Below are 24,009 nucleotides of genomic sequence, written 5' to 3' on the forward strand. Positions count from 1 at the left end.
AGTCAATCGGATCAGCAGCGACCATCCCATTGAGCTCTGGCAGGTGCTTTAGCAATTCACTGACGCCGCACCACCCCTCTGCTGCCATCCACTTCCACCTGCTCGCCAGCACGCAACTGATCGAGTATCCCAGGCAAATTCACCACTGCCGGGATGCCGAACTCGCGCGCGACAATCGCGCCGTGCGAAAGATAGCCGCCGGTCTCCATCACCAATGCGCCGGCCTTCAGGAACAACGGCGTCCAGGCCGGGTCGGTGGATGGGGTCACCAGCACAGCGCCCGCCGCCATCGCCAGTCCGTCGGCGGGACTGCGGGCAAGATGCACTGTTCCGCGGGCATGGCCGCTGCCGACGGCGGTACCGCGCCAGCCTTCGCCGCCGCCATTTCCCGCGCGCTCAGCGTTGGCATCGGATGGCGGCACGGCGGCACCATGCTCGGTCACCACATCCGGTTCGGATTCGGCCAGCCAGGCGTCAAACTGGCGGCGTCTTTCCACGGCGCGGCAAGCGGCGGCGGCCACCGGCAGCCGGCCTTCGGCGAGCGCGAACATTTCGGCCGCGGTCAGGTTGAAAATATCGTCCGCCCGCTCCAGCCCGCCGGGCCCGGTCAAGCGTAGAGCAAGCGCGCAAATTCCCCGCCGCAGGACTTCCAGGTAGGCGACCAGGACGCTGCGGGCCGCCTCGCGATGGTTACTCTCGACGCTGGACGTCTTCACCAACTTCACCACGATCGGCCGCAGCCAGACAGGCAGATCCCGACGCAGCCGCCGCCAGGCAGCGGCTGCCGCTTGCTGCTGGCGCTGGCGCAGCGGGGCTGGATCGCAACCGATTAGATTGAGCACGCTGTCCAGCAGGTAAGCCGGCGCCTCACGCCAGCGCGGGCTGCGCAGATAGGTCTCATAGACGGCGCGATGGCCGTGCCGCTGCATGAAGTCGGCAAAGGCGTGGCGAAATGGACTGTCTTCAGCGAGTTGTTGCGGCCAGTCGATAGCGATGCGGTCGGGGCGGCGCAGCCACTCCAGCGTCTTGGCGTCGCCTGCGGCAATCCGGGCCAGTTCCATCAGTTCGTAGCCTTGCGCGGCGGTGACGCTCGGCTCGCCGCCGGCCATCAAGGCGGCCGTGAGGGCGTGACCTTCTCCGGGGCAGTACTTTTCCACCAGCTGTACCAGGTTGAATAAGGTGCCGCCGCCTGAGCCCTGCAGGAAGAACAGGTCGTCGGCGCCATGAACCGCAGCGAACTGGCGGCGCAATTGTCGCGCCAGCTCGGCGTTGTCGACCGGCAGTTCCTGAGCCAGCCAATCGGCGGCACGCTGCCTGGCCAGCTTCAGCGCGGCGTCGGCGTTGCGGCGCACGCGAATGGAGCGTCGCAGGTAACGCAGCATGCGCAGCCCCCGAGCCCAACGTTGCCCAGGCGTTGGAGGCAACACGCTGATCTCCGCTTGGCGGCCACCCAGCAGCTGGTTCATGGCCTTGGGCGGCACGCCGAGGGCATCGTAGCCTTCCCATTGCATCAGAGAGGTCTCGAGATAAAGACGGCCGTGGAACAGTCCGGCGCGCTGGACTCCCGCTCGCGGAGCATAGCCGCTCAGTTCGTAGCCGCGGGTGAGCATGCGGTTGACCATCGTGCGGCTGAGTCCCCAGTCCAACGCGGACAAGGGCTCGGGCAGTATTTCCCGCGTATTGCCGCGTGACCAAAGGGCCGGCTGATTTGCAAGTTGCGGGTAGGTATGGCGGCCGCGGGCGGTGACCGGCCGCGCCTGGACTATCCAGAAGCGCTCGCCGTCCCACACCCACTCCACGTCGTAACCGCTATTGGTGTAGTCGAGGGCGCTTGCGGCATCGCGCGCCAATTCGCCCAACTCCAATGCCTGGGCCGGACTTAACACGGACTGACCTGCCAGGTCGGCCGGCGTTGCGCGCAACTCGGTGCCGCCCGTGGCAACGGGCATGCTGATGCTAGCCTTGCTGCCCAGGCGCTGTTCGATCAAGTGCAAACTGTCATCCAGATAGTTCTGCTGGAGTCGGTACTCGTCACCATCGACCTGGCCGGCCACCAAGGCCTCGCCCAAACCCCAGTGGGCATGAATCAGCAATTGATCATCGCGGCCTGAGATCGGATCGCATGTGAAGGCAATGCCCGAGGCTTGCGCCGGCAGCAAGGGCATTACCAGTACCGCCATCGCCGCCTCGCTGTCGGCGATACCGAGGCGCTGCCGGTACGCGACGGCATGGGGCGTCCACAGCGAATCCCAGACTTCCTGCACCGCCTGGATAATTGCCGCCTCACCTTGCACGTTCAGGCAAGAGCGATGGATGCCGGCGAACGAGGCGCGCGCGGAATCTTCCTGCGGGGCCGAGGAACGCACCGCCAGCGGGCGCTGACTCCAGCCTCGATGCGTGATTTCTTCTGTCAGCAGCTTGACCAGGTTGGCCGGTAGCGGGTCGCCGGGCTGGCGTTGGATACTGGCGGCGGCCGCAATGATAAAGCCGGGCGGCACCGAAACTCCGAATCGGGCCAGACGGCCCAATTGCCAACCTTTGCCGCCGGCTTGGGCGGGGCCGGCGTGCGCCGCGGCGTCCCAGTCGAGAATCAGGGCGCTCATTGCGTGCTCCCGGCGCGCGCTGCGATCAAGCCGCGCAGAAACACGTCCAACACGGCGTCAAATTCGGCTCGAAGCTCGCTGTCGGGCACGGCCAGCCAGCGCATCAACGCACCCAGGTAAAGGAAATGGAACATCTGCGCCAATTGCACGGAAGGGAGATCGGAACGCAGTTCCCCGGCCGCCTGGCCTGCGCGTATCAATGCCTCGAATACTTGGTCGAGGCCGCTGCGGGGACGCTTGGCATCGGCGTCGGCTTCGCCGCTATCGACATTGGCGAGGCGAAAGCGCAAGTAATGCGGCAAATAGGTGCGATGGCTTTCAGACCAGTCGGCCGAGGCATGCAGCAGACAGCGCATGCGGCCGGCAAAATCCGGCTCGGCCTCGATCGCAGCCCGCAGTCGCGGCATGTCACGCGCCAGCTCGCCATGAAACAAGTGCGCCAACAGCGCTTCCTTGATCGGGAAATGGTTGTAGAGAGTGCCCTTGGATACATCGGCCTCGGCGGCGATCTGCTCCATGGTCACGGCGTCGTAACCGTGCGCCTCGAACAGGCGGAAGGCGGTGGCGGCAAGGTGATCCAGGGTCTGACGGCGCTTGCGTTCGCGCCTGCCGGGATCGATGTCGGTATTGGTATCGGGCTGTGAAGAAGTCGAGGCAGTCATGGAGCAATGGAAATTTATTGAACGACGGAAAATATTATACGTCGTTCAAATATAATTCCACAAGACCATAGCGACCGCATCAGAAAGAAGGTGCGGGCCAGCGCGTTACGTTGCATGCCGCAGCAATCCAGCCGTCATGCGTCCAGCTCCGGATAGCGGCGAAAAATATCTTGTTTGTTAAACGCCAGCCGTCGCGCCGATGCCAGATACCTGGCGATGCGCGGGCGCTCGGCGACACGCCGGTGCAACTCCAGCAAGTGCGGATAGCTCGGCGCCAGCCGTTTCATCGTCTTCGGAAATGCATACAGCAGACCGGCCATGACCTGGAACATCGACAGATCGACGTAGGAGAAAGTGGTGCCCAACAGGTACCCGTCACCATGCGGATTGTGCGCCAGAATGCGCTCAAAATAATCCAGGAATTTCGGCAGCCTGTTCGCGGTAAAGTCCGCGGCCCGCCGCAACGCTTCCGGCTTTTGATCCTTGTAATACAGACTGCTGGCGATCGGATGGTGGGTGTCGTGCGCCTCGGTCAGCAAATCGGAAATAGTCAGCTGCAGTTGATGCGCCCACAGTTGGCTCGATTCATCAGGCGGTATCAGGGCCAGCCTTGGCGCCAGGAACAACAATATGTTGGCGGTCTGTCCGATGATCAGTTCTCCCGCCTTTAAAAATGGCGGAGCAAACGACGGCCGGGATACGGCCACATCCTCCATCAGGCGCAGCATGGCCGGCACGCCCATACCGCTGCGCTCCGAGCGGCGCGCCACATCAATATAATCAGCGCCGCCCTCTTCCAGCGCCAACCTGACAAACTCTCCGCGTCCCTGGATCGTCGGCCAATAATACAGTTTGTAACGCATGATCAGCCCCTCCTCTAGCGTGTTCCGTCCTCATCAATTGATTTCGCCATTTATTCATGACACCATGCGCAGGTCAAAAATCCTTGAGATCCCCATGCCTACATTGCCGCTGCTGCGAAAATTAGCCGTTGTGTTACTTTTTTCCTGTTCTTACGCGCAAGCCGAGCAGGGCGATCTGTTTGGAATGATAGAAAACAAGCCGCTGAGCGAAACATGGCTGAATGCCGGCTTCTATTCTTATCACCTCAATCGCGACAAGGGCCTGAATGACCGCAACCTCGGTCTTGGCGTCGAATACCGATTTTCAACCGTGGCCTCCGTCACAGCCGGCAGGTTTTACAACAGCGATAGAGCCTATTCCAACTACGTCGGCGTGTATTACCAACCGCTGTTCATCGGGCCGGCAAGGTTAGGCGTCGTCGCCGGCGGCTTTAACGGCTATCCGAAGATGCAAAATGGCGGTTGGTTTTTGGCGGCGATTCCGGTTGTCAGCGTCGATTATCAAAGGGTCGGCTTGAATCTGGCGTTCATTCCAAACTATAAAGACCGGCTTTATGGCGCCCTCACCTTCCAGGCAAAAGTGAAAATAGATTGACAGGTATTTTGCGCCACACCAGCCGATTGCCGGCATTGAAGGATGATTGCGTAAATTGTTCGTCAGCAATATGATTCGCCCATTAAAAATGGCACACCCTATGTGGGCAAAGGCGAAATAAATGAGCGTATCTGACGAATTATTAAAGCTGGACGAGTTAAAAAATAAGGGCGCCATCACCGCTGACGAGTTTGAGTCCCTGAAAAAGAAATTGCTTGATGGCGAACAGCCGCGCTTGGAAAAGAAGCGCCGTCGCTGGCCTTGGGCTTTGCTTCCGCTTATCGCTTTAGCCTTCATCGCTTTTCAATATGGTGATATTGGCAAAGTCCCACCGACCAAATCCGTGCCCATTGAGAAAATTGGAAAGCCGGAGCAAATCGCCGACCAGCCGAGTACGGCCGGCACTTCAGAGCCAAAGCCGACAGCGCAAGACGACACGGAAGCGCCGACCATAGCCGCCGACTTGCAAGCTCCTTCGAAACAACTGCTGGATAAGGTTTATGGCCAATACGATCAAAAAACTGCCTGTTGGCCTGCCATCGATGATGAAAGTAGCCAGAACTACTGCATGAAACTGGTCCACGCTGAAAAAATAACTTCAGTGACGGGGGAGCGAGTATATGTGCTGGCAGCAGGTGAACCCGTTGACGAGGAGGGCCATCCGGATGGCGGACATCTGACCCCCGGCATGGTTGGCGCTTTCATTCTGGAAAACCATGACGGGCAGCCAGAAATTATCGCTAGCGATCCTAAAATGCTGATAGGCGCGGACAGACAGCCGCCGTCGCCTTGGAAGCTGATCAAACTTGGGGCATCGGACTATATAGGCTGGCAAAGCACCTGGAGCGATTGCCATCAAGGGTATTGCGGAAGCAGATACGCCATTCTGGCGCCGTACGGCAAGGGAATTCGAGATCTGGCACATATGCTCACGGCTAGTTACGATAACTCAGGCGCCATGAGCGATCCTAATAAAGTGTCATCGATAGAAACCAAGCTGGAAATGGATGCATCCGTCATCGATGAAAAAGTTTACCCACTATTGCTCACCGTGACCGGCGACAAAAATGGAAAAAAACTGACCAGGAAAACCTGGAAAATTCCGTTTGACCAAAAGGAATGGGTGTATGTCGAGCCGAAGGTATGGCCGCTTGACGATGCTGACTTTTAATTGGACGTAAAAAAAGAGACGCTAGCGTCTCTTTTTTTGAATCGGCATCTCAAAAATCCGGCTATCCGAATTATTTGCCGCGCTTATCGTGCTCGATCAGCGCATACGCCGAGTGATTGTGGATGGATTCGAAGTTTTCGGCTTCCAATACATAGGCGACGATACGCGGTTCATTATTCAGCGCTACCGCCACGTCACGCACCAGGTCTTCGACGAATTTCGGATTGTCGTAAGCACGTTCGGTAACGTATTTTTCATCGGGACGTTTCAGCAGGCCGTACAATTCGCAAGATGCTTGCGCCTCGATCCTGGCGATCAACTCGTCGACCAGGATATCGCCTTCCAGCACCGCATTGACCGTGATATGCGAGCGCTGGTTGTGCGCGCCGTAAGCCGAAATCTGCTTCGAGCAAGGGCACAGGCTGGTTACCGGCACCATGACTTTCAGCGTCACTTCCAGCACGCCCTGCTTGATTTCGCCGGTCAAGCCGACTTCGTAATCCATCAAACTCTGGACGCCGGATACCGGTGCCGTTTTATTGATGAAATACGGGAAAGTGAGCTCGATGCGGCCGCTGTCGGCATCCAGCAAAGTCACCATCTTGCGCATCAAGTCGCCGAACGAGTGCACATCGAGCGGCCCTTCCAGCCCCTCCAGCAGCGCAATGAAGCGCGACATGTGGGTGCCTTTTACCTGTTCAGGCAGATGCACATACATATTCCAGCTGCCGATGGTCGGCTGCGCCGCATCGGCGGTTTTGATCGTGACGGGATAGCGCACCCCTTTCACGCCGACACGCTGAATCGCAACACGTCGGGTATCTACGGTACTTTGCACATCGGGAATCGTCAGATTGTGGTCGCGGGTATTCATTGATTGTTTGGCCTGTTAATGGCAGACCGCCGCAGCGGTCTGATTTGATCGTTATTAGTGGCAGCCGCTCGCTACGGCTTTAGAAGTGGCCCACAGATTAGTTCTGGTTCACTACCATGCGCGGCTGGCCATTACCGAAACGCTGCCAGACCGAAGCGGCAATGCCTGCCCCATCCAGACCGCATTGCGCCAGCAGTTGGGCGGTATCGCCGTGGTCGATAAATCGGTCCGGCAAGCCCAAATTCAAGATCGGTTTGACGCATCCTGCCGCTGCCAGCGCTTCTGCCACAGCGGCGCCGGCGCCACCCATGATCGCGCCCTCTTCCACTGTCACCAATGCATCGTGGGTCTTGGCCAGTTCCAGCACCAGCTCCACGTCGAGCGGTTTGACAAAGCGCATATTGGCGACCGTTGCATTCAATAGCTCGGCGGCAGCCAGACTTGGCGCCAGCATCGAGCCGAACGCCAGAATCGCTATGCTCTGCCCTTGACGCCGAATTTCACCCTTGCCTAGCTCCAATGTAGCCAAGCCGGGATCGATCGCAGCGCCGACGCCGGCGCCGCGCGGATAGCGCACCGCCGCCGGGCCGTTGTAGTGGAACGCGGTGGAGAGCATCTGCCGGCACTCGTTCTCGTCGGAAGCCGCCATCACCACCATGTTGGGGATGCAACGCAGATACGCGATATCGTAGTTGCCGGCGTGGGTTGCGCCATCGGCGCCGACCAGGCCGGAACGATCCAGCGCAAACGTCACGTCCAGGTTTTGCAAAGCCACATCGTGGATCAACTGGTCGTAGGCGCGTTGCAGGAAGGTCGAATAGATCGCCACGACTGGCTTCAAGCCTTCGCAAGCCAGGCCGGCAGCGAATGTCACGGCGTGCTGTTCAGCGATGCCGACATCGTAATAACGCTGCGGAAAGCGCTGCTCGAACTGCACCATGCCGGAGCCTTCACGCATCGCCGGCGTAATGCCGATCAATTTGTCGTTGGCTGCCGCCATGTCGCACAGCCAGTCGCCGAAGACCTGGGTGTAAGTCATTTTGCTGGCCGCGGCCGGCTTGATTCCTTCTGCCGGGTTGAACTTGCCGGGGCCGTGATACAGCACCGGATCGGCTTCCGCCAGTTTGTAGCCCTGGCCTTTTTTGGTCACCACGTGCAGGAACTGCGGGCCCTTCAGGTTCTTCAGGTTTTGCAAGGTCGGAATCAGCGATTCCAGGTCATGGCCGTCAATCGGGCCGATGTAGTTGAAGCCGAATTCTTCAAACATGGTGGCCGGCACCACCATCCCCTTGGCATGCTCTTCGAAACGCTTGGCCAGCTCCAGCACCGGCCCCGGCAAGATCGACTTGCCGACGTTCCTGGCCTTGGCATAAAACTGGCCCGACATCAGCCGCGCCAGATAACGATTCAATGCGCCCACCGGCGGCGAAATCGACATATCGTTATCGTTCAGGATCACCAGCAAGTTGATGTCGTCGTAGACACCGGCATTGTTCATCGCTTCGAACACCATGCCGGCCGTCATTGCGCCGTCGCCGATCACGGCGATCGCATGGCGCTCGGTTTCGCCCTTGGTCTTGGCCGCCAGGGCCATCCCCAAGGCTGCGGAAATCGAGGTCGAGGAATGCGCGGTGCCGAAAGTGTCGTACTCGCTTTCGCTGCGTCGCGGAAAACCGGAAATGCCGTTCAGCTGGCGCAGCGTTTTCATTTGATCGCGACGCCCGGTCAGGATCTTGTGCGGATAAGTTTGATGGCCGACGTCCCACACGATCCGGTCTTCCGGCGTATTGAAAACGTAATGCAGCGCAATCGTCAGTTCGACCGTGCCCAGGTTGGACGACAGGTGGCCGCCGGTCTGCGACACCGAATCGATGACAAATTCGCGCAGCTCGTCGGCCAGCGGCTTCAGTTGAGCCCGTGTCAGCGTCCGCAAATCTGCCGGGCTGTTTATTGTATTGAGTAAGTTCATATGCACTAAGCTTTCCGCTGCACGATCAGATCCGCCAGCTCACGCAGGCGTCGTGCCTTGTCCCCGAAAATCGCAAGCGCCTGATGGGCGTCGTTGCGTAATTTTTCCGCCAATGTTTTCGATTCCGCCAAACCCAGAATCGACACATAAGTCGGTTTGTTGTCTGCTGCGTCCTTGCCCGCAGTCTTGCCCAGCGTGGCCGAATCGGCGGTCGCATCGAGGATGTCGTCGACCACCTGAAACGCCAGTCCGATCGCCGTGCCGTACGCTTCCAGCGCGTCGGTCTCAGCCGCCGACAGCGGCTTGCCGCTCCAGGCGCCCAGCAGTACCGAAGCGCGCAACAAGGCGCCGGTTTTCAGCTTGTGCATCTGCTCCAGTTCGGCCAGCGACAAGCTCAGGCCGACGCTGGCCAGGTCGATCGCCTGACCGCCGCACATGCCGAGCGAACCCGAGGCCCGTCCGAGCAATTGCAGCATGGCGATGCGGCGCGCAGCATCGATGCTGGCGTCAGCCTCGGCCAACACCAGGAAGGCTTGCGCCTGCAGGGCATCGCCCACCAGCAACGCGGTGGCTTCATCGTATTGCACGTGCACCGTCGGCTTGCCGCGGCGCAGCGCATCGTCATCCATGCATGGCATATCGTCATGCACCAGCGAATATGCGTGAATCATTTCGACCGCGGCGGCGGCACGCTGCATGGCGGCACTCGGCGCATCGAATAATGCGCCGGCGGCAAATACCAGCAGCGGCCGGACTCGCTTGCCGCCATCCAGCACCGCATAGCGCATTGCCTGGTGCAGACGCTGCGGGACGCTGTGCGCTTCCGGCAGGAATGCCGCCAGCGCGGCTTCCATCGTGCCCTGCACCTGATGCATCCAGTCGCTGAATTGCTGCATTGATGATTGTTGTATCGAACTTGGTTCCTGAGCGGCTTGCGTCATTCGTCGGCCCCGCCGCTGTGATCGTTGAGGGTTTCCGCAGCAAACGGTTTCAGCATGTCGCCTTCCAGCACTTTGACCTGGCTATCGACCTTGTCGAGCTGGTCGGCGCAAAATTTGACCAGCTCCGACCCGCGTTTATAGGCGGCGACGGATGCTTCCAGCGGCAACTCGCCGGCTTCCATCTGAGCGACCAGTTGCTCCAGCTCAGCCATTGCCTGTTCAAAAGAGGCGGGACGACTGGCGGAAATCGGATTTTTTGGCATAGTAGCGATAAATAGTTTAGCCCGCTATTTTAGAGCAAACCTCTATAACTCGTTGAATTTTGAAGGGTTTGCCTTCCAATTTTCAAATAAATCGGCCGAATTTCGATCAATTACCCCATTTTTCATGCAATAATCTACGGTTCTGTCCAAAATTTCCGTTTCATATTGTTTGAACACAGGTTTTTGCGGATTCTTTCTCTCTTTGGTTGGCAACACATTAGGGGGTGGGGGATGTCCGATCTGGCTACCTTTTCCAAGCTCGCGCGCTCCGACGCGCAACTTCCGGTCAACGTCTATTTTGACGAAGCGCTGTTACAGCGTGAAGTTCAGCAACTTTTTCAGAATGGCCCGCGTTATGTTGGCCATGAGCTGATGGTGCCCAACGTCGGCGATTTCGCGACATTGGCATCTGAAAACGAAGGCCGCATGCTGGTCCGCAATCCGCAGGGGATTGAACTGATATCCAACGTCTGCCGACATCGGCAGGCAAAAATGTTCGACGGCCGCGGCAATGCCCGCAACATCGTTTGCCCGCTGCATCGCTGGACCTACGACCTGAAAGGCGAACTGATCGGCGCGCCGCACTTCGCCGAGACGCCGTGCATGAACCTGTCCAGAACCCCGCTGCAAAGCTGGAACGGCCTGCAGTTCGAACAGAACGGCTTTAACGTCGGGCAAAAACTAAGCCAATTGGGAGTTGCCAAAGACCTCGATTTCAGCGGCTATTTGTTCGATCACGTCGAAGTGCATGAGTGCGACTACAACTGGAAGACCTTTATCGAGGTTTATCTGGAGGATTATCACGTCGAACCGTTCCATCCCGGCCTCGGCAGCTTTGTCAGCTGCGACGATCTGCAATGGCAGTTCGGCAAGGATTACAGCGTGCAAACGGTGGGCGTCAATCACGGCCTGGCGAAATCCGGCTCGCCGACATACAAGAAATGGCAGGAACAGGTTCTCAAATTCAGCAATGGCAAGGTACCAAAATTCGGCGCGATCTGGCTGACGCTGTATCCGAACATCATGGTCGAGTGGTATCCGCACGTGCTGGTGGTATCGACGCTGTGGCCGCGCGGCCCGCAGAAAACCACCAATGTGGTCGAGTTCTATTACCCGGAAGAAATCGCGCTATTCGAACGCGATTTGGTCGAAGCGGAACGCGCCGCGTACATGGAAACCTGTGACGAAGATGACGAAATCGCACTGCGCATGGATGCCGGACGCCGGATCCTGATGGAACGCGGCACCAGCGAAACGGGGCCGTACCAGTCGCCGATGGAAGACGGCATGCAGCATTTTCATGAGTGGTATCGGAGCCAGACCGGATTGGTTTGATCGCTGGGGATTTGCACCGTCTGTGCGGCAGCTTGTTGGCAAGGTTCTATAATTACAACAGGCGTGCCCGTTACATATGGCGCGTCCATTGCAGAACCTGACAACCATTGGAAATTAAAGGAATGCCATGTCCCAAGCACACCCGTACACGACGCTGATTTCCGCCGTCAATCTGCAGCAAAATGCACAGCAAGCAAATTGGGTCATCGTCGATTGCCGTCACGATCTGGCCGACCCTGCTGCCGGCCGCGCGGCTTACGATGCCGGCCATATTCCGCAAGCCCGTTTCGCTCATCTGGACCGCGATTTATCAGGTCCCACACACACTGCCGACGGCACATTCAAAGGCCGCCATCCATTGCCGGCGCCAGATGCCTTGCTCGCCACATTGAGAAAATGGGGCATCAACGACGACACCCAAGTGATTGCCTACGATGCCCATGGCGGCATGTACGCAGCGCGGCTGTGGTGGTTATTGCGCTCGCTCGGGCACGCCTCGGTCGCGGTGCTGGATGGAGGACTGGCGACCTGGCTGGCCGCTGGACAAACACTCTCCGCAGTGGAGCCGACGCCGGCGATCGGCAACATCAGTCTCAAACCGGCACTGGTCGCCAGCGTTGATGCGCATGACGTGCTGAGCAATCTGACCAACCTCCGGCGCACCTTGGTCGATGCCCGCGCGCCTGATCGCTTCCGCGGCGAAAACGAAACCATCGACCCGGTCGGCGGCCATATTCCCGGCGCAAAAAATCGCTTCTTCAGAGACAATTTGCAAGCCGATGGCCGCTTCAAGCCCGGTCATCAGTTACATGAAGAATTCAGCGAATTGATTAGCGAGCCGCAAACCGCGGTCATGCAGTGCGGCTCAGGCGTGACTGCCTGCCATAATCTGCTGGCCCTGGAAATCGCCGGGCTGCACGGCGCTGCGCTCTATCCAGGATCATGGAGCGAATGGTGCTCGGATCCAAGCCGGCCGATCGCTACCGGTGCTTAACTGAGCAAAGGACGCGGCCCGAGATTGGGCCGCGCAGCAAGATCTTGAACAGGTTTCAGTGCTGATGCGCGTGACGGGTCAACATCAACACGATGCCGACACCAACGGCGATCAACACGATTTGCGGAATCGTTTCGCGCAAGGTTGAGCGACGCTGCATCTGCGGCATCAGATCGCTGACAGCGATATAGATAAATCCTGACGATGCAAATACCAGCACGTAGGGAATCCACTCCATGCCGCGCTCCAGCGTAAAGTAACCCAGCAAGCCGCCGATCACTGCCATCAAACTGCAAATCAAGTTGTAAACATAGGCTCGGGTACGCGTAAATCCGGCATTCAGCAGCACGATGAAATCGCCGATTTCTTGCGGGATTTCGTGCACGATGATGGCCAAACCGGTGATCAAACCCAAATGCGGATCCGCCAAAAATGCTGCGGCAATCAGGATCCCGTCAGTAAAGTTGTGCAGGCCGTCGCCAACCAGGATCATCCAGCCGGCCTTGCCCGCCTCTTTTTTGTCGTGGCCGTGGTGGTGACCATGACCGTCGTCTTCGTGATGATGCGAATGGCGCAGGATCGCACATTTCTCCAGCACAAAAAAAGCCAGCAAACCGCCTAGCAACACGGCAAAGAGAGTGTGGCTGTTTGCTTTCGACTCGAAAGCCTCCGGCAATGCGTGCAGCAGGGAAGTCGCCAGCATGATCCCGACCGACAGGCTGACCATGCGCTCGACCATTTTGGAAAGCAACGCGAACGAAAAAATAGCCGCGGCTGTAATACTGAAAACGCCGGCGATAGTGGTCGCCAGCAGGATCGAAACAAGTGTGGAATTAATTTTAAGCCTCAGCGGAAAACATCAAATGCAACAGGGTTGCAAATTAAAGCACACCTGATGATTTTGAGCAAACTAGTTAAGCGATTAATTGAACTAGTGTTCTGAGTTGCTTCCCAATCACGGCAAGCGCATTGCCCCCGATCAACTCACGCCATATTTCTTAAACCTGGCCAATGTCCGCATCCAGCCATCCTTGGCATCCGCCTCGACATAACTGGGCCGATAATCGGCATTGAACGCGTGACCGGAGTTCGGATACACGACAAATTCCGATTTGCTGCTGCCTTTGGCTAGCGCGTCCTTCATCTGCTTGACGGTTTCTTGCGGAATGCCGTCATCCTTGCCGCCGTACAAACCCAATACAGGCACTTTCAGCGTCGCTGCAATATCAATCGGCTGCTTCGGATTGAGCGCGCTCTTTTCTCCCACCAGGCGACCGTACCAGGCCACAGCGGCCTTGACTTTCGGATTGTGGGCGGCATACAGCCAGGCGATCCTGCCGCCCCAGCAAAAGCCGGTAATGCCCAATTTATCGACATTGCCGCCGTTATCTTTGGTCCAGGCGACACACGCATCGAGATCGCCCAAAACCTGATCGTCCGGCACCTGTGAAATTACCGTTTTCAGCAACTCCGGGATGGATGCGAAAGCCGCCGGATTGCCCTGCCGAATGAACAAATCGGGCGCGATCGCCAGATAGCCCAGCTTGGCAAAACGACGGGCTATATCTGCAATGTGCTCATGTACGCCGAAAATTTCCGAGACCACCAGAATCACCGGCAAATTGCGCTTGCCTTCCGGTTGCGCGCGATAGATCGGCACGCTTAGGCCATTGACTTCCACCTCGACCGCACCGGCAGTGAGGCCGGCAGTGTCGGTCTTGATCAAGCTCTGAGCCGATACCGGCATGACCGCCGCTGCAAATCCGGTCCCCAAGGTAGCCTTCAGAAAAGTGCGGCGATCGAGATCGTCGGACCAACTGGTTTTTGCCACCAGGCTATCAAAATCTTCTTTTAAATTCGGCATCAAAATTCTCCTGAAAAGATTGAATACATTTCGGTGAAAATTCCGTGAATCCACTGCTTCGGACGCAAACCCGTTCTGTTGCCGACCGACGTTAGCCGACCACGCTGCCAGACGCCTACACCACGATCAATGCGCCTCATCCCAATTCTTGCCGACACCCACTTCGGCAATCAGCGGCACCCGCAACGCCGCCACGCCGGCCATCAGCTGCGGCAATTTTTCGCGCACCAGCGCCAATTCGTCTTGCGGTACTTCCAGCACCAATTCATCGTGCACTTGCATGACCATCTTGGATTTCAGCTGCTCGGTTTCGATCCAGCCCTGTACCGCGATCATCGACAATTTGATCAGATCGGCGGCCGTGCCCTGCATCGGCGCATTGATCGCAGCACGTTCCGCACCCTGGCGCCGCTGGCCGTTCGGCGAGTTGATTTCGGGCAGCCACAGACGGCGTCCAAATACGGTTTCAACATAGCCCTGCGCCTTGGCTTGCAAACGGGTCTGGTCCATGTATTGCTTGACGCCGGCAAAGCGCATGAAATATTTTTCGATGTACATTTGCGCGGCGGCACGCTCGATACCCAGGTTCCCGGCCAAGCCGAAGGCGCTCATGCCGTAGATCAAACCGAAGTTGATCACCTTGGCATAACGGCGCTGCTCCCCACTCACTTCCTGCGGCGTAACGCCGAAAATTTCAGCGGCGGTGGCGCGGTGAATGTCCTCGCCATCGGCAAACGCGCGCAGCATGTTTTCGTCGCCGGAAATATGGGCCATGATGCGCAATTCAATTTGCGAATAATCGGCCGACACAATCACGTTGTCGCCAGCAGCCACAAACGCTTCGCGGATGCGACGGCCTTCGGCGGTGCGGATCGGTATGTTTTGCAGATTCGGATCATTCGATGCGAGACGACCGGTGACGGCGACCGCCTGCGCGTAATTGGTATGCACCCGGCCAGTCGTGGAGTTGACCATCTTCGGCAGCTTGTCGGTATAAGTCGATTTCAGTTTCGACAGGCCGCGGTACTCAAGCAACACCTTCGGCAGCGGATAATCTTCGGCCAGCTTCTGCAATACTTCCTCGTCGGTCGACGGCGCGCCGGAAGGCGTCTTTTTGACGACCGGCAGCTTCAACTTCTCGAACAGGATTTCACCCAGTTGCTTCGGCGATCCCAGATTGAATGGCTGCCCCGCAAGCTCGTAGGCTTGCTGCTCGATCTCCAGCATCCGCTTGCCCAGTTCATGCGATTGCGTAGCGAGTTGGGCGGCGTCGATCAACACGCCGTTGCGTTCGATTTTTTGCAGCACGACCGAAGTCGGCACTTCGATTTTTTCGTAGATGAACCTGAGCTTGGCGTCGTCGACGATGTGGGGCCACATGGCCAGATGCAATTGCAGCGTGATGTCGGCATCCTCCGCCGCATATTCGGTGGCGCGGCCGATTTCGACTTCGTCAAACCCGATCTGCGATGCCCCTTTGCCGCAGACGTCCTGGAAGGTAATGGTCTGATGATTCAGGTGGCGCAGCGCCAGGCTGTCCATATCGTGATTGCGATGCGATTCGAACACATAGGATTGCAGCAAGGTGTCATGCACAATGCCGCGCAAGGTCACGCCATGATTGGCAAAAATATGACTGTCGTATTTGAGGTTCTGACCGACCTTGGGTTTGCTGTCGTCTTCCAGCCAGGACTGCATTTTTTGCAGGACAAACTCGCGCGACAATTGCGGCGGCGCGTCCTGGTAACGATGCGCGACCGGGATATACGCGGCGCTGCCGACTTCGCAGCACAACGAAATTCCGACCAGCTGGGCCGTCAACGGATCAAGCGAGGTGGTCTCGGTATCCACCGCGGTCAATGCCGCGCGGTCGATGCGCTGCAGCCATTGTTCCAGCTGCGCTTCGGTCGAGACCGTTTCGTAATGACGCGCTACCGCGGCAAACAGACTGCTTTGCGCTGGCTGGTCGGCGCTGACCGCCTTCTCAGGCACGGCAGCGTTGGCCTCGGCCTGGACCGGACCGGCCGCCGCGCCACCGGCATTGGCAGTGCTCAGATCGCGCAGCCAGGTCTTGAAGTTATAACGGGTATAGATGTCAATCAGCGTTTCCTTGTCCTGCTGCGGCGCTATCAGCGACTCTGGAATCGACACCATGTGAGCGCTCAGATCGCAATCCGTTTTGACCGTCACCAGCTCCTTCGCCTTCGGCAGCCAGTCGAGCGCCTGCCGCAAGTTCTCGCCGACCACGCCGCCGATATCGGCCGCGTGCGCCATCACCTGATCCACCGTGTCGTACTGGGCCAGCCATTTGACCGCGGTCTTGGGGCCGACTTTGGCGACGCCGGGAATGTTATCGACGGTGTCGCCGATCAAGGTCAGGTAGTCGACAATCCGTTCCGGCGGAACGCCGAATTTGGCGCTGACACCTGCCGGGTCCAGCGTCTCGTTGCTCATGGTGTTAATCAGCGTCACATGCTCGTTCACCAACTGCGCCAAATCCTTGTCGCCGGTCGACACCACGACATCCATCCCATGCGCTACCGCCTGTACCGCCAGCGTGCCGATCACGTCATCGGCCTCGACCCCTTCGACCATCAAAATCGGCCAGCCCATCGCGCGCACCGCAGCATGAATAGGCGTAATCTGTTTGACCAGGTCTTCCGGCATCGATGCCCGAGTTGCCTTGTAGTCAGCGTACATGTCGTCGCGAAAGGTTTTGCCTTTTGCATCGAACACACAGGCGAGGTAAGCTGCGGGATAATCGGTGCGCAAGCGGCGCAACATATTTAAGATCCCATACAGTGCGCCGGTCGGTTCATTTGCGGCATTGCGCATATCGGGCAGCGCATGAAAGGCTCGATATAGATAACTGGAACCATCAACTAACAGTAGGGTTTTTTGCATATGGAATTGAACGGGAAAAATGTGCCGCGGTTGCGGCAAGTGACGGACATCGAACGCGCCACCTCAAAGAAGGCGCGCGAATCGTGGCATATGTTCACGATTATGGCAGAATTTATCGAGTCGACCGAACGCCTGTCCGAGTTGAATCCCGCGGTATCGATCTTCGGCTCCGCCCGCATCAAGCCGGACAACCCGTATTACGCTTTGTGCTCGGATATCGCCCGCCGTTTTTCGGATGCCGGCTATGCGGTGATCTCCGGCGGCGGACCGGGCTTGATGGAAGCCGCGAACAAAGGCGCGTTTGAAGGTAAGTCGCCGTCAGTCGGCCTCAATATCGAATTGCCGCATGAGCAAAGCGGCAATAAGTGGCAGGATATCTCCTTGAGTTTCCGTCACTTCTTCGCCCGCAAAGTCGCCTTCGTGCGTTACGCCGATGCCTACATCGTGCTGCCCGGCGGCTTCGGCACCATGGATGAATTGACTGAGGTACTGACCCTGATCCAGACCGGCAAATGCCGTCATATCCCGATCATCCTGGTCGGCAGCACGTTCTGGAGCGGTTTGCTGGAATGGTTCCGGACGCAATTGGTCGGCGACGGCATGATTGCGGCAAAAGACATGGACCTGATCCAGGTAATCGACGACCCGGCCTTGATTCTGGCAGCGGTTGAAGCATTCTATGAAGCCGGAGAAACCGTCATGGCTGAAGAGGATAGACAAACCAGCGTACTGCTGTAAGGCCGTCCCTTGAAGCCGTAGCAAACGGCCGCCTTGATAGGCTGTTATCGCCTACCAAGGCAGGCGGTTTGCTACAATGGGCCAATTGTTTTCACCCTGTTTCAATCACGGCATCCAACAACTCCATGAACAAATCTAAAGTCTGGCAGCTCATCGCGGCAGGCCTTGCTTCTATCGCAACACCGTTGCTGGTACATGCTCAGCCGGCAGCCGGAAACGCAGCCCCGCCACCGCCCGAACTGGAAAAACTGGAAGAAGGCGTAGCACCTGCAACCACTCCTCGCAAGCCGGGAGAAGCCAAGCCGAAAATCACCGAGAAGCGCGAGCAAGGCCGCGTCACCGAGGTAAAGGTAGAAACTGGCGGCAGCACGTATTACCTGAAGCCGCAGCAAGTCGGCAACTCGGTCCCCGGCGACACACCGAGCGCTCCGGCGCGCGGCGCGCAGTGGCAGATCAAGGAATTCGACCTGGGCCGCAAGCTACACAAACCAGGTGAAGAAATACCAACGGAAGGCACAGCGCCAGCGCCGCCCACCGTAACTCCGGCTAAATAGTAGCCACAATACAAGCCACTGCCGAAACTTGGCAGTCATGCGGCCAATATGCGGAAAACTCCGTGTGTTTGCCGCATATTTATTCCGACATCGTTTTTTTGGTTTTTCTCATGGCAGTATTTACTCCAGTCAGCCTGGATGACCTCACCCGCTGGATTCCCACCTTTTCCTTAGGCAAGGCATTGGCGATCAAGGGGATCTCGTCCGGCATCGAAAACAGTAACTTTTTCATCACCACCGAACGTGGCGAATACGTACTGACGATTTTCGAAAAACTGAGCTTCGAACAATTGCCGTTTTACCTGGAGTTGATGCGCCACCTGGCTCAGCATGGGGTATTGGTACCTGAGCCGATTCCTAATCAGGAAGGCGCAATCATCAACCCGCTGCATGGCAAACCGGCAGCCATCGTGACCAAACTGGACGGTGAATGGCAGCCGGCGCCGGCGCCGATCCATTGCGCGGCAGTCGGAGCGATGCTGGCAAAAATGCATGTGGCGGCCCAGGACTTCCCGATCCGCCAGCCAAATTTGCGCGGGCTGTCATGGTGGCGTGAAACAACGCCGGTAGTGCTGCCGTATTTGCCGCAAGATGGACAAGCTCTGTTGCGCACGGAGTTGGCATTTCAGGAAAATTTCGCCAGCTCCGACACCTATCGCCAGTTGCAGCACGGGCCGGTTCATGCAGATCTGTTCCGCAACAATGTCATGTTTGACGGCGACCGGCTAACCGGCTTTTTCGATTTCTATTTCGCCGGCTGCGACACCTGGCTGTTCGACTTGGCGGTCACCGTCAACGATTGGTGCATTGACCTCGACAGCGGCGTACTCGACATGCCGAGAGTGCGTGCGATGCTCGATGCTTACCACGCAGTACGGCCGTTCAGCGCGGCAGAACAAATTGCCTGGCAACCTATGCTGCGCGCCAGCGCATTGCGTTTCTGGTTATCGCGCTTGTACGATTTTTATTTGCCGCGCGCCGCAGAAATACTGACGCCGCACGATCCGACCCATTTCGAACGGATTTTGCGACAGCGCGTGGCACATCCGGCTCCGGCCCTGTATCAAGCTGAGTGACCTGAAACCATGGATAAACTGCCTGCAAAAACCGGATGGGTGTGGATCAAGGAAGGGTTTGCGCTGTTCCGCAAGCAACCGGCTGAGATATCCACACTGTTCCTGGGTTATTCCTTCCTGATGGCGGCGCTCAACATCATCCCGCTGCTGGGGCAATTACTGCTGTTGATTTTGGTGCCGGTGTTTGCGATCGTCTTCATGCAAGCCTGCATCAATATCGAGCAGGGAAAACGCATTTATCCCAATTTGTTGTTGGTCGGCTTCCAGTCGCCGGCGCTGAAAAAATTGATGCTGCTCGGCTGCTTGTATCCGCTGGCCGCGATCGCTGCCGTCGGCGCCTCGGCATTGATCGATGGCGGGGTGTTCTGGATGGCCATGACCGGTCACACGCCGGAGCCAAAGGATGTCCAAGACGCCAACCTGGCGCTGTTGGCCATGCTTTTTGCCGCGGCGGTATACACACCTGCAGCAATGGCGTTCTGGTACGCGGCGCCGTTGATCGCCTGGCAAAAAATGGGCGTGTTGAAAGCGATTTTTTACAGCTTCTTCGCCGTGCTGCGTGAAATGAGGGCGTTCACGGTGTATGGACTGGCATGGGTTGTCATCGGGTTTTTGCTGCCGGCATTCTTCGGCGCGCTGATATTGCTGCTAGCAGGCAATATATCTGTCGCCATCATGGTGCTGATGCCACTGACGATCGTGCTGTCGGCAGTCATGTACTGCTCGTTTTACCCTACTTACACGCACGTATTTGGCAAGCCTGAGGCCGATTTGCCGGATTCCCCGGATTAACTGAAAGCACCGTCCATCCCGCTGCGCACTATACAGCGGAATGGATTGCCCACCTCCGACACCTAGCCGCGCAAGGCCGGCGCCACCTTCTCCAGCTTCGCCACGCTCAAGTCCAGCAGCTTCATTCCATGTTTGCCGAAGTTGATGTGCGCCCGGGCATTGCCGCCGCTGCCTTCGATGTTGACGATCACGCCTTCGCCGAATTTTTGATGTGAAACGTTTTCACCGATGCGCCAGCCGATATCTTTTCTGCTGAAATTCTTGGCGATGGTATTGACGCCTTTTTCAGGTGCATCATCCCATGCCGACTTCTGATTGCCGAACCAGGAATGCGGCTGCACCTTCGGCGACAACCACTTGAGCGCGTCCTCCGGCAGTTCGTCGAAAAAGCGCGACCGCGTGTTGTAGCGGGTCTGTCCATGCAACATCCGGGTTTGCGAAAAGCTCATGTACAGCCGCTGTTTGGCACGCGTGATGGCGACATACATCAGTCGCCGCTCTTCTTCGACGCCGGCATTTTCTTTCTGCGAATTCTCATGCGGGAACAAGCCTTCTTCCAGGCCGGTAATAAACACCGCATCGAATTCCAAGCCCTTGGCCGAGTGCACCGTCATCAGTTGCAACGCATCTTGTCCGGCCTGGGCCTGATTGTCGCCTGCCTCCAGCGACGCATGCGACAGAAACGCCGACAGCGGCGACATCAGCGTAGCTAACGGTGCATCGGCATCGAATATTTCGATGCCTTCGGCGGTCGTGATGGCCGCACCGGCGACCGCCTGCGCCTTGGGACCGAGCAGCGCCGGGGCGTCGGCGCCGAAGCCCTCCTCCGACACAAACAAGGTCGCGGCATTCACCAGTTGCTCCAGATTCTCGATCCGATCGGCGCCTTCTTTTTCATTCCGATAATGCTGGATCAAGCCGCTCATCTCCAGCACGATCTGCACCATTTCCGGCAATGGCAAATGCTGCGTTTCGAAGCGGCCGCCTTCGATCAATTTCAGGAATGCGCCCAACGTCGCGCCCGCCTTGCCGGCCACATACGGCACTGCGGCGTACAGCGAAATACCGTATTGACGGGCAGCGTCCTGCAATTGTTCCAGCGCCCGCGCACCGATGCCGCGCGTCGGGAAATTCACCACGCGCAAAAATGCCGAATCATTGTGCGGATTGTCCATCAGCTGCAAATAGGCAATCGCGTGCTTCACCTCGGCCCGCTCGAAATAGCGCTGACCGCCGTAAACCCGGTACGGGATCCCGGCCGAAAACAACGCATGCTCGATCACCCGCGATTGCGCATTGGAGCGATACAGCACGGCGATTTCGCTGCGCGTCGCGCCTTCGTTGATCAGGCTCTTGGCTTCTTCGATAATCCACTGCGCCTCTTGCAGGTCGCTGGTCGCCTCGTAAATCCGCACCGGCTCGCCATGGCCGGCATCGGTCCGCAGATTTTTGCCGAGACGTTTGCTGTTGTTGGCAATCAACGTATTGGCGCTATCGAGAATATGGCCGTGCGAGCGATAGTTCTGCTCCAGCTTGATCAGATTCTCGACCCGGAATTCATGTTCGAAGGCCGACATGTTGCCGACATTGGCGCCACGAAATGCGTAAATGCTCTGATCGTCGTCGCCCACCGCAAACACCGCACCGCGCTGGCCGGCCATCAGTTTGAGCCACTTGTATTGCAGATCGTTGGTATCTTGAAACTCGTCGACCAGGATGTGCTGGAAGCGCGCCTGATAGTGTTCCCGCAACGGCTGGTTGCGGCTCAGCAGTTCATAAGTGCGCAGCAGCAATTCGGCAAAATCGACCACGCCTTCACGCTGGCACTGCTGATCGTACAAATCGTACAACTCGACAAATTTGCGGTTGTAATCGTCGTTGGCCTCGACTTCATTGGCGCGCAAGCCCTGGTCCTTGGCGCCATTGATGAAATACATCAAATTACGCGGCGGATATTTTTCGTCATCGACATTGAGCGACTTCAACAGCCGCTTGATCGCCGACAACTGATCTTGCGAATCCAGGATCTGGAACGTTTGCGGCAAACCGGCATCGCGGTAATGTGCGCGCAACAGGCGATTACACAAACCGTGGAAGGTCCCGATCCACATGCCGCGCGTATTGATCGGCAGCATCGCCGACAAGCGCGTCATCATTTCCTTGGATGCCTTGTTGGTAAAGGTGACCGCCAGCACGCCGGCCGGCGATACCTGCCCGGTCTGAATCAGCCAGGCGATGCGGGTGGTCAACACCCGCGTCTTGCCGGAGCCGGCACCCGCCAGAATGAGAGCCGATTGCGCAGGCAAGGTTACCGCCGCGAGTTGTTCCTGATTGAGGTTATGAAGGAGATTTTGCATCCCCGCATTATAAGCTGCGCAGCTGTCGGTGATGAGCGGATCGCGCGCGACCGCATGAACGCCGTCCTCCCGTCACTGCGAATGCAAGCAATCAGGCGACATCAAGAGTAAAATCTTGCGCTGCATCATGCATAGGCAAACGGCATCCGCTGCTGCGCGCCCTCGTCACAAAATCACCTAAGTTGTCATCCATGTCTGAAGAAGTCCGTCTCGATCCCGCCAGCACGCCCGGATCACAGGCCGCAGTGTCGTTTCGCATCATTTCCACCGTTTTCTTTACGTTTATCGGTTACCTGGCAATCGGCATTCCGCTGGCGGTCCTGCCCGGCTATGTGCATCTCGACCTGGGTTACAGCTCGGTGCTGGCCGGACTCGCGATCAGCGCCCAATATCTAGCGACTTTCCTGAGCCGTCCGCTGGCCGGACGCATGGCCGATGCTATCGGTCCCAAGACGGCGGTGCTGTACGGGCTGTTCGGCGCTAGCGTCAGCGGCATTTTTTTGCTGGCGACGGCGTGGTTTGTGCATATTCCGTGGCTCAGTCTGAGCGTCCTGCTGGTCGGCCGGCTGGTGCTCGGTTGTGCGGAGAGCATGGTCGGCACCGGCGCCATTACCTGGGGCATAGGCCAGGTCGGCGCGACGCATACCGCGCGCATGATTTCCTGGAATGGTATCGCTACCTACAGCGCGCTGGCGATAGGCGCCCCGCTGGGCGTGACGATCGCTCATGCATGGGGTTTGTCGGCGGTCGGCTTGACGGTCGCGGGCTTATCGCTGATCGGCTTTTTGCTGGCCCGCAGGAAGCCGGCCACGCCAGTGGTGCACGGCGAGCATTTGCCGTTTCGCTTTGTGCTGCGCAGGGTTCTGCCGCACGGCATGGGACTGGCGTTGGGCTCGATCGGTTTCGGCTCGATCGCCACCTTTATTACGTTGTTCTATGCCAGTCAGCATTGGTCGAACGCGGCCTATTCACTGACTTTGTTCGGGACTTCTTTCATCGGCACGCGGCTCCTGCTGGCACAAACCATCGGCCGTTTTGGTGGCTTTCGGGTAGCGATCATTTGCTTCCTGGTGGAGGCGCTTGGTTTGCTGCTGTTATGGCAAGCCGGCGCACCGGCTTTTGCACTGGCCGGCGCCGGATTGACCGGAATCGGTTTCGCGCTGGTGTTTCCGGCGCTCGGGGTGGAAGCGGTGAATCTGCTGCCGGCGCATAACCGAGGCAGCGCGTTGGGGGCTTATTCGTTATTTCTGGATCTGTCGCTCGGCATTACCGGTCCCGTGGCCGGCCTGATTGTCAGTCGATTCGGCTATGCCGAAGTATTCCTGTTTGCTGCAATCGCCGCGCTGGCGGCGGTCGGCTTGACAGGCATGCTGTATCGACGGGCGCGACATTTCTCCTGATCAAGGAATTAACATAGAATCCGGAATGCAAGTCTCTCATTCACCTACCAACAA

The 24,009-nt window shown here is 58.0% G+C and carries 20 protein-coding genes; 9 read left to right on the top strand and 11 right to left on the bottom strand.

Annotated elements, in window-relative coordinates:
* Window positions 1-56 precede the first annotated feature (56 nt).
* From ACFPM8_RS19855 to ACFPM8_RS19865, 3 genes are all read right to left on the bottom strand, one after another.
* Window positions 57-2,603, bottom strand: a complete 2,547-nt coding sequence (locus ACFPM8_RS19855; protein WP_379000175.1) for a PEP/pyruvate-binding domain-containing protein — start codon at window positions 2,601-2,603, stop codon at window positions 57-59.
* On the bottom strand, window positions 2,600-3,265 hold the full coding sequence (locus tag ACFPM8_RS19860) for a TetR/AcrR family transcriptional regulator (protein ID WP_379000177.1): 666 nt from the start codon (window positions 3,263-3,265) through the stop codon (window positions 2,600-2,602). Before ACFPM8_RS19860 ends, ACFPM8_RS19855 begins: the two co-directional genes overlap by 4 nt.
* Window positions 3,266-3,399: 134 nt before the next feature.
* Window positions 3,400-4,128 carry a glutathione S-transferase gene (locus ACFPM8_RS19865; protein WP_379000179.1) on the bottom strand — a complete coding sequence of 243 codons (729 nt, stop codon included), beginning with the start codon at window positions 4,126-4,128 and terminating at the stop codon, window positions 3,400-3,402.
* Between ACFPM8_RS19865 and ACFPM8_RS19870 the strand changes: the two genes are divergently transcribed.
* A complete protein-coding gene (locus ACFPM8_RS19870; RefSeq protein WP_379000181.1) occupies window positions 4,127-4,723 on the top strand; it encodes a hypothetical protein in 597 nt (198 codons plus the stop codon). The two genes, ACFPM8_RS19865 and ACFPM8_RS19870, sit on opposite strands and share 2 nt — an antisense overlap.
* 121 nt (window positions 4,724-4,844) lie before the next feature.
* Complete coding sequence (locus ACFPM8_RS19875; protein ID WP_379000183.1) at window positions 4,845-5,894, top strand: SHOCT domain-containing protein; 1,050 nt, start codon at window positions 4,845-4,847, stop codon at window positions 5,892-5,894.
* Window positions 5,895-5,964: 70 nt separating this feature from the next.
* On the opposite strand, the gene folE2 is transcribed toward ACFPM8_RS19875, so the two are convergent.
* The 4 genes from folE2 to ACFPM8_RS19895 all read right to left on the bottom strand — a co-directional run bounded on the left by folE2 (window position 5,965) and on the right by ACFPM8_RS19895 (window position 9,941).
* Window positions 5,965-6,768 (bottom strand): GTP cyclohydrolase FolE2, encoded by an 804-nt coding sequence (gene folE2, locus ACFPM8_RS19880; RefSeq protein ID WP_379000185.1) that lies wholly within the window; start codon window positions 6,766-6,768, stop codon window positions 5,965-5,967.
* Between the two features lie 97 nt (window positions 6,769-6,865).
* Window positions 6,866-8,737, bottom strand: a complete 1,872-nt coding sequence (gene dxs, locus ACFPM8_RS19885) for a 1-deoxy-D-xylulose-5-phosphate synthase (RefSeq protein WP_379000187.1) — start codon at window positions 8,735-8,737, stop codon at window positions 6,866-6,868.
* Window positions 8,738-8,742: 5 nt separating this feature from the next.
* Entirely contained in the window at window positions 8,743-9,633 is an 891-nt protein-coding gene (locus ACFPM8_RS19890; protein ID WP_379000190.1) for a polyprenyl synthetase family protein, read from the bottom strand.
* Window positions 9,634-9,674: 41 nt separating this feature from the next.
* On the bottom strand, window positions 9,675-9,941 hold the full coding sequence (locus ACFPM8_RS19895) for an exodeoxyribonuclease VII small subunit (RefSeq protein WP_379000192.1): 267 nt from the start codon (window positions 9,939-9,941) through the stop codon (window positions 9,675-9,677).
* 231 nt (window positions 9,942-10,172) lie between these two features.
* On the opposite strand from ACFPM8_RS19895, the gene ACFPM8_RS19900 reads away from it, so the two are divergent.
* Window positions 10,173-11,276 (top strand): aromatic ring-hydroxylating oxygenase subunit alpha, encoded by a 1,104-nt coding sequence (locus ACFPM8_RS19900; RefSeq protein WP_379000194.1) that lies wholly within the window; start codon window positions 10,173-10,175, stop codon window positions 11,274-11,276.
* Between the two features lie 127 nt (window positions 11,277-11,403).
* On the top strand, window positions 11,404-12,270 hold the full coding sequence (locus tag ACFPM8_RS19905; protein ID WP_379000196.1) for a sulfurtransferase: 867 nt from the start codon (window positions 11,404-11,406) through the stop codon (window positions 12,268-12,270).
* A gap of 55 nt (window positions 12,271-12,325) precedes the next feature.
* Here the strand turns inward: ACFPM8_RS19905 and ACFPM8_RS19910 are convergent, their stop codons facing one another.
* The 3 genes from ACFPM8_RS19910 to polA form a co-directional block, all read right to left on the bottom strand.
* A complete protein-coding gene (locus ACFPM8_RS19910) occupies window positions 12,326-13,084 on the bottom strand; it encodes a ZIP family metal transporter (RefSeq protein WP_379000276.1) in 759 nt (252 codons plus the stop codon).
* A gap of 165 nt (window positions 13,085-13,249) precedes the next feature.
* Window positions 13,250-14,134 (bottom strand): dienelactone hydrolase family protein, encoded by an 885-nt coding sequence (locus tag ACFPM8_RS19915; RefSeq protein WP_379000198.1) that lies wholly within the window; start codon window positions 14,132-14,134, stop codon window positions 13,250-13,252.
* A gap of 126 nt (window positions 14,135-14,260) precedes the next feature.
* A complete protein-coding gene (gene polA, locus ACFPM8_RS19920) occupies window positions 14,261-17,038 on the bottom strand; it encodes a DNA polymerase I (protein WP_379000199.1) in 2,778 nt (925 codons plus the stop codon).
* Between polA and ACFPM8_RS19925 the strand changes: the two genes are divergently transcribed.
* From ACFPM8_RS19925 to ACFPM8_RS19940, 4 genes are all read left to right on the top strand, one after another.
* Complete coding sequence (locus ACFPM8_RS19925) at window positions 17,039-17,776, top strand: LOG family protein (RefSeq protein ID WP_379000201.1); 738 nt, start codon at window positions 17,039-17,041, stop codon at window positions 17,774-17,776.
* 125 nt (window positions 17,777-17,901) lie between these two features.
* Window positions 17,902-18,330 (top strand): DUF2782 domain-containing protein, encoded by a 429-nt coding sequence (locus tag ACFPM8_RS19930; RefSeq protein WP_379000203.1) that lies wholly within the window; start codon window positions 17,902-17,904, stop codon window positions 18,328-18,330.
* A 110-nt stretch (window positions 18,331-18,440) separates the two neighbouring features.
* A complete protein-coding gene (locus ACFPM8_RS19935) occupies window positions 18,441-19,406 on the top strand; it encodes a homoserine kinase (protein ID WP_379000205.1) in 966 nt (321 codons plus the stop codon).
* Window positions 19,407-19,415: 9 nt separating this feature from the next.
* Window positions 19,416-20,198 (top strand): BPSS1780 family membrane protein, encoded by a 783-nt coding sequence (locus tag ACFPM8_RS19940; RefSeq protein ID WP_379000207.1) that lies wholly within the window; start codon window positions 19,416-19,418, stop codon window positions 20,196-20,198.
* A gap of 62 nt (window positions 20,199-20,260) precedes the next feature.
* Here the strand turns inward: ACFPM8_RS19940 and ACFPM8_RS19945 are convergent, their stop codons facing one another.
* A complete protein-coding gene (locus ACFPM8_RS19945; RefSeq protein ID WP_379000209.1) occupies window positions 20,261-22,555 on the bottom strand; it encodes a UvrD-helicase domain-containing protein in 2,295 nt (764 codons plus the stop codon).
* A 191-nt stretch (window positions 22,556-22,746) separates the two neighbouring features.
* Here ACFPM8_RS19945 and ACFPM8_RS19950 point away from each other — a divergent pair, with 191 nt between their 5' ends.
* Window positions 22,747-23,955 carry an MFS transporter gene (locus tag ACFPM8_RS19950; protein ID WP_379000210.1) on the top strand — a complete coding sequence of 403 codons (1,209 nt, stop codon included), beginning with the start codon at window positions 22,747-22,749 and terminating at the stop codon, window positions 23,953-23,955.
* The last annotated feature ends 54 nt before the right edge of the window (window positions 23,956-24,009 follow it).

This window comes from Paraherbaspirillum soli (assembly GCF_042654985.1).
Classification (GTDB): domain Bacteria; phylum Pseudomonadota; class Gammaproteobacteria; order Burkholderiales; family Burkholderiaceae_D; genus Paraherbaspirillum; species Paraherbaspirillum soli.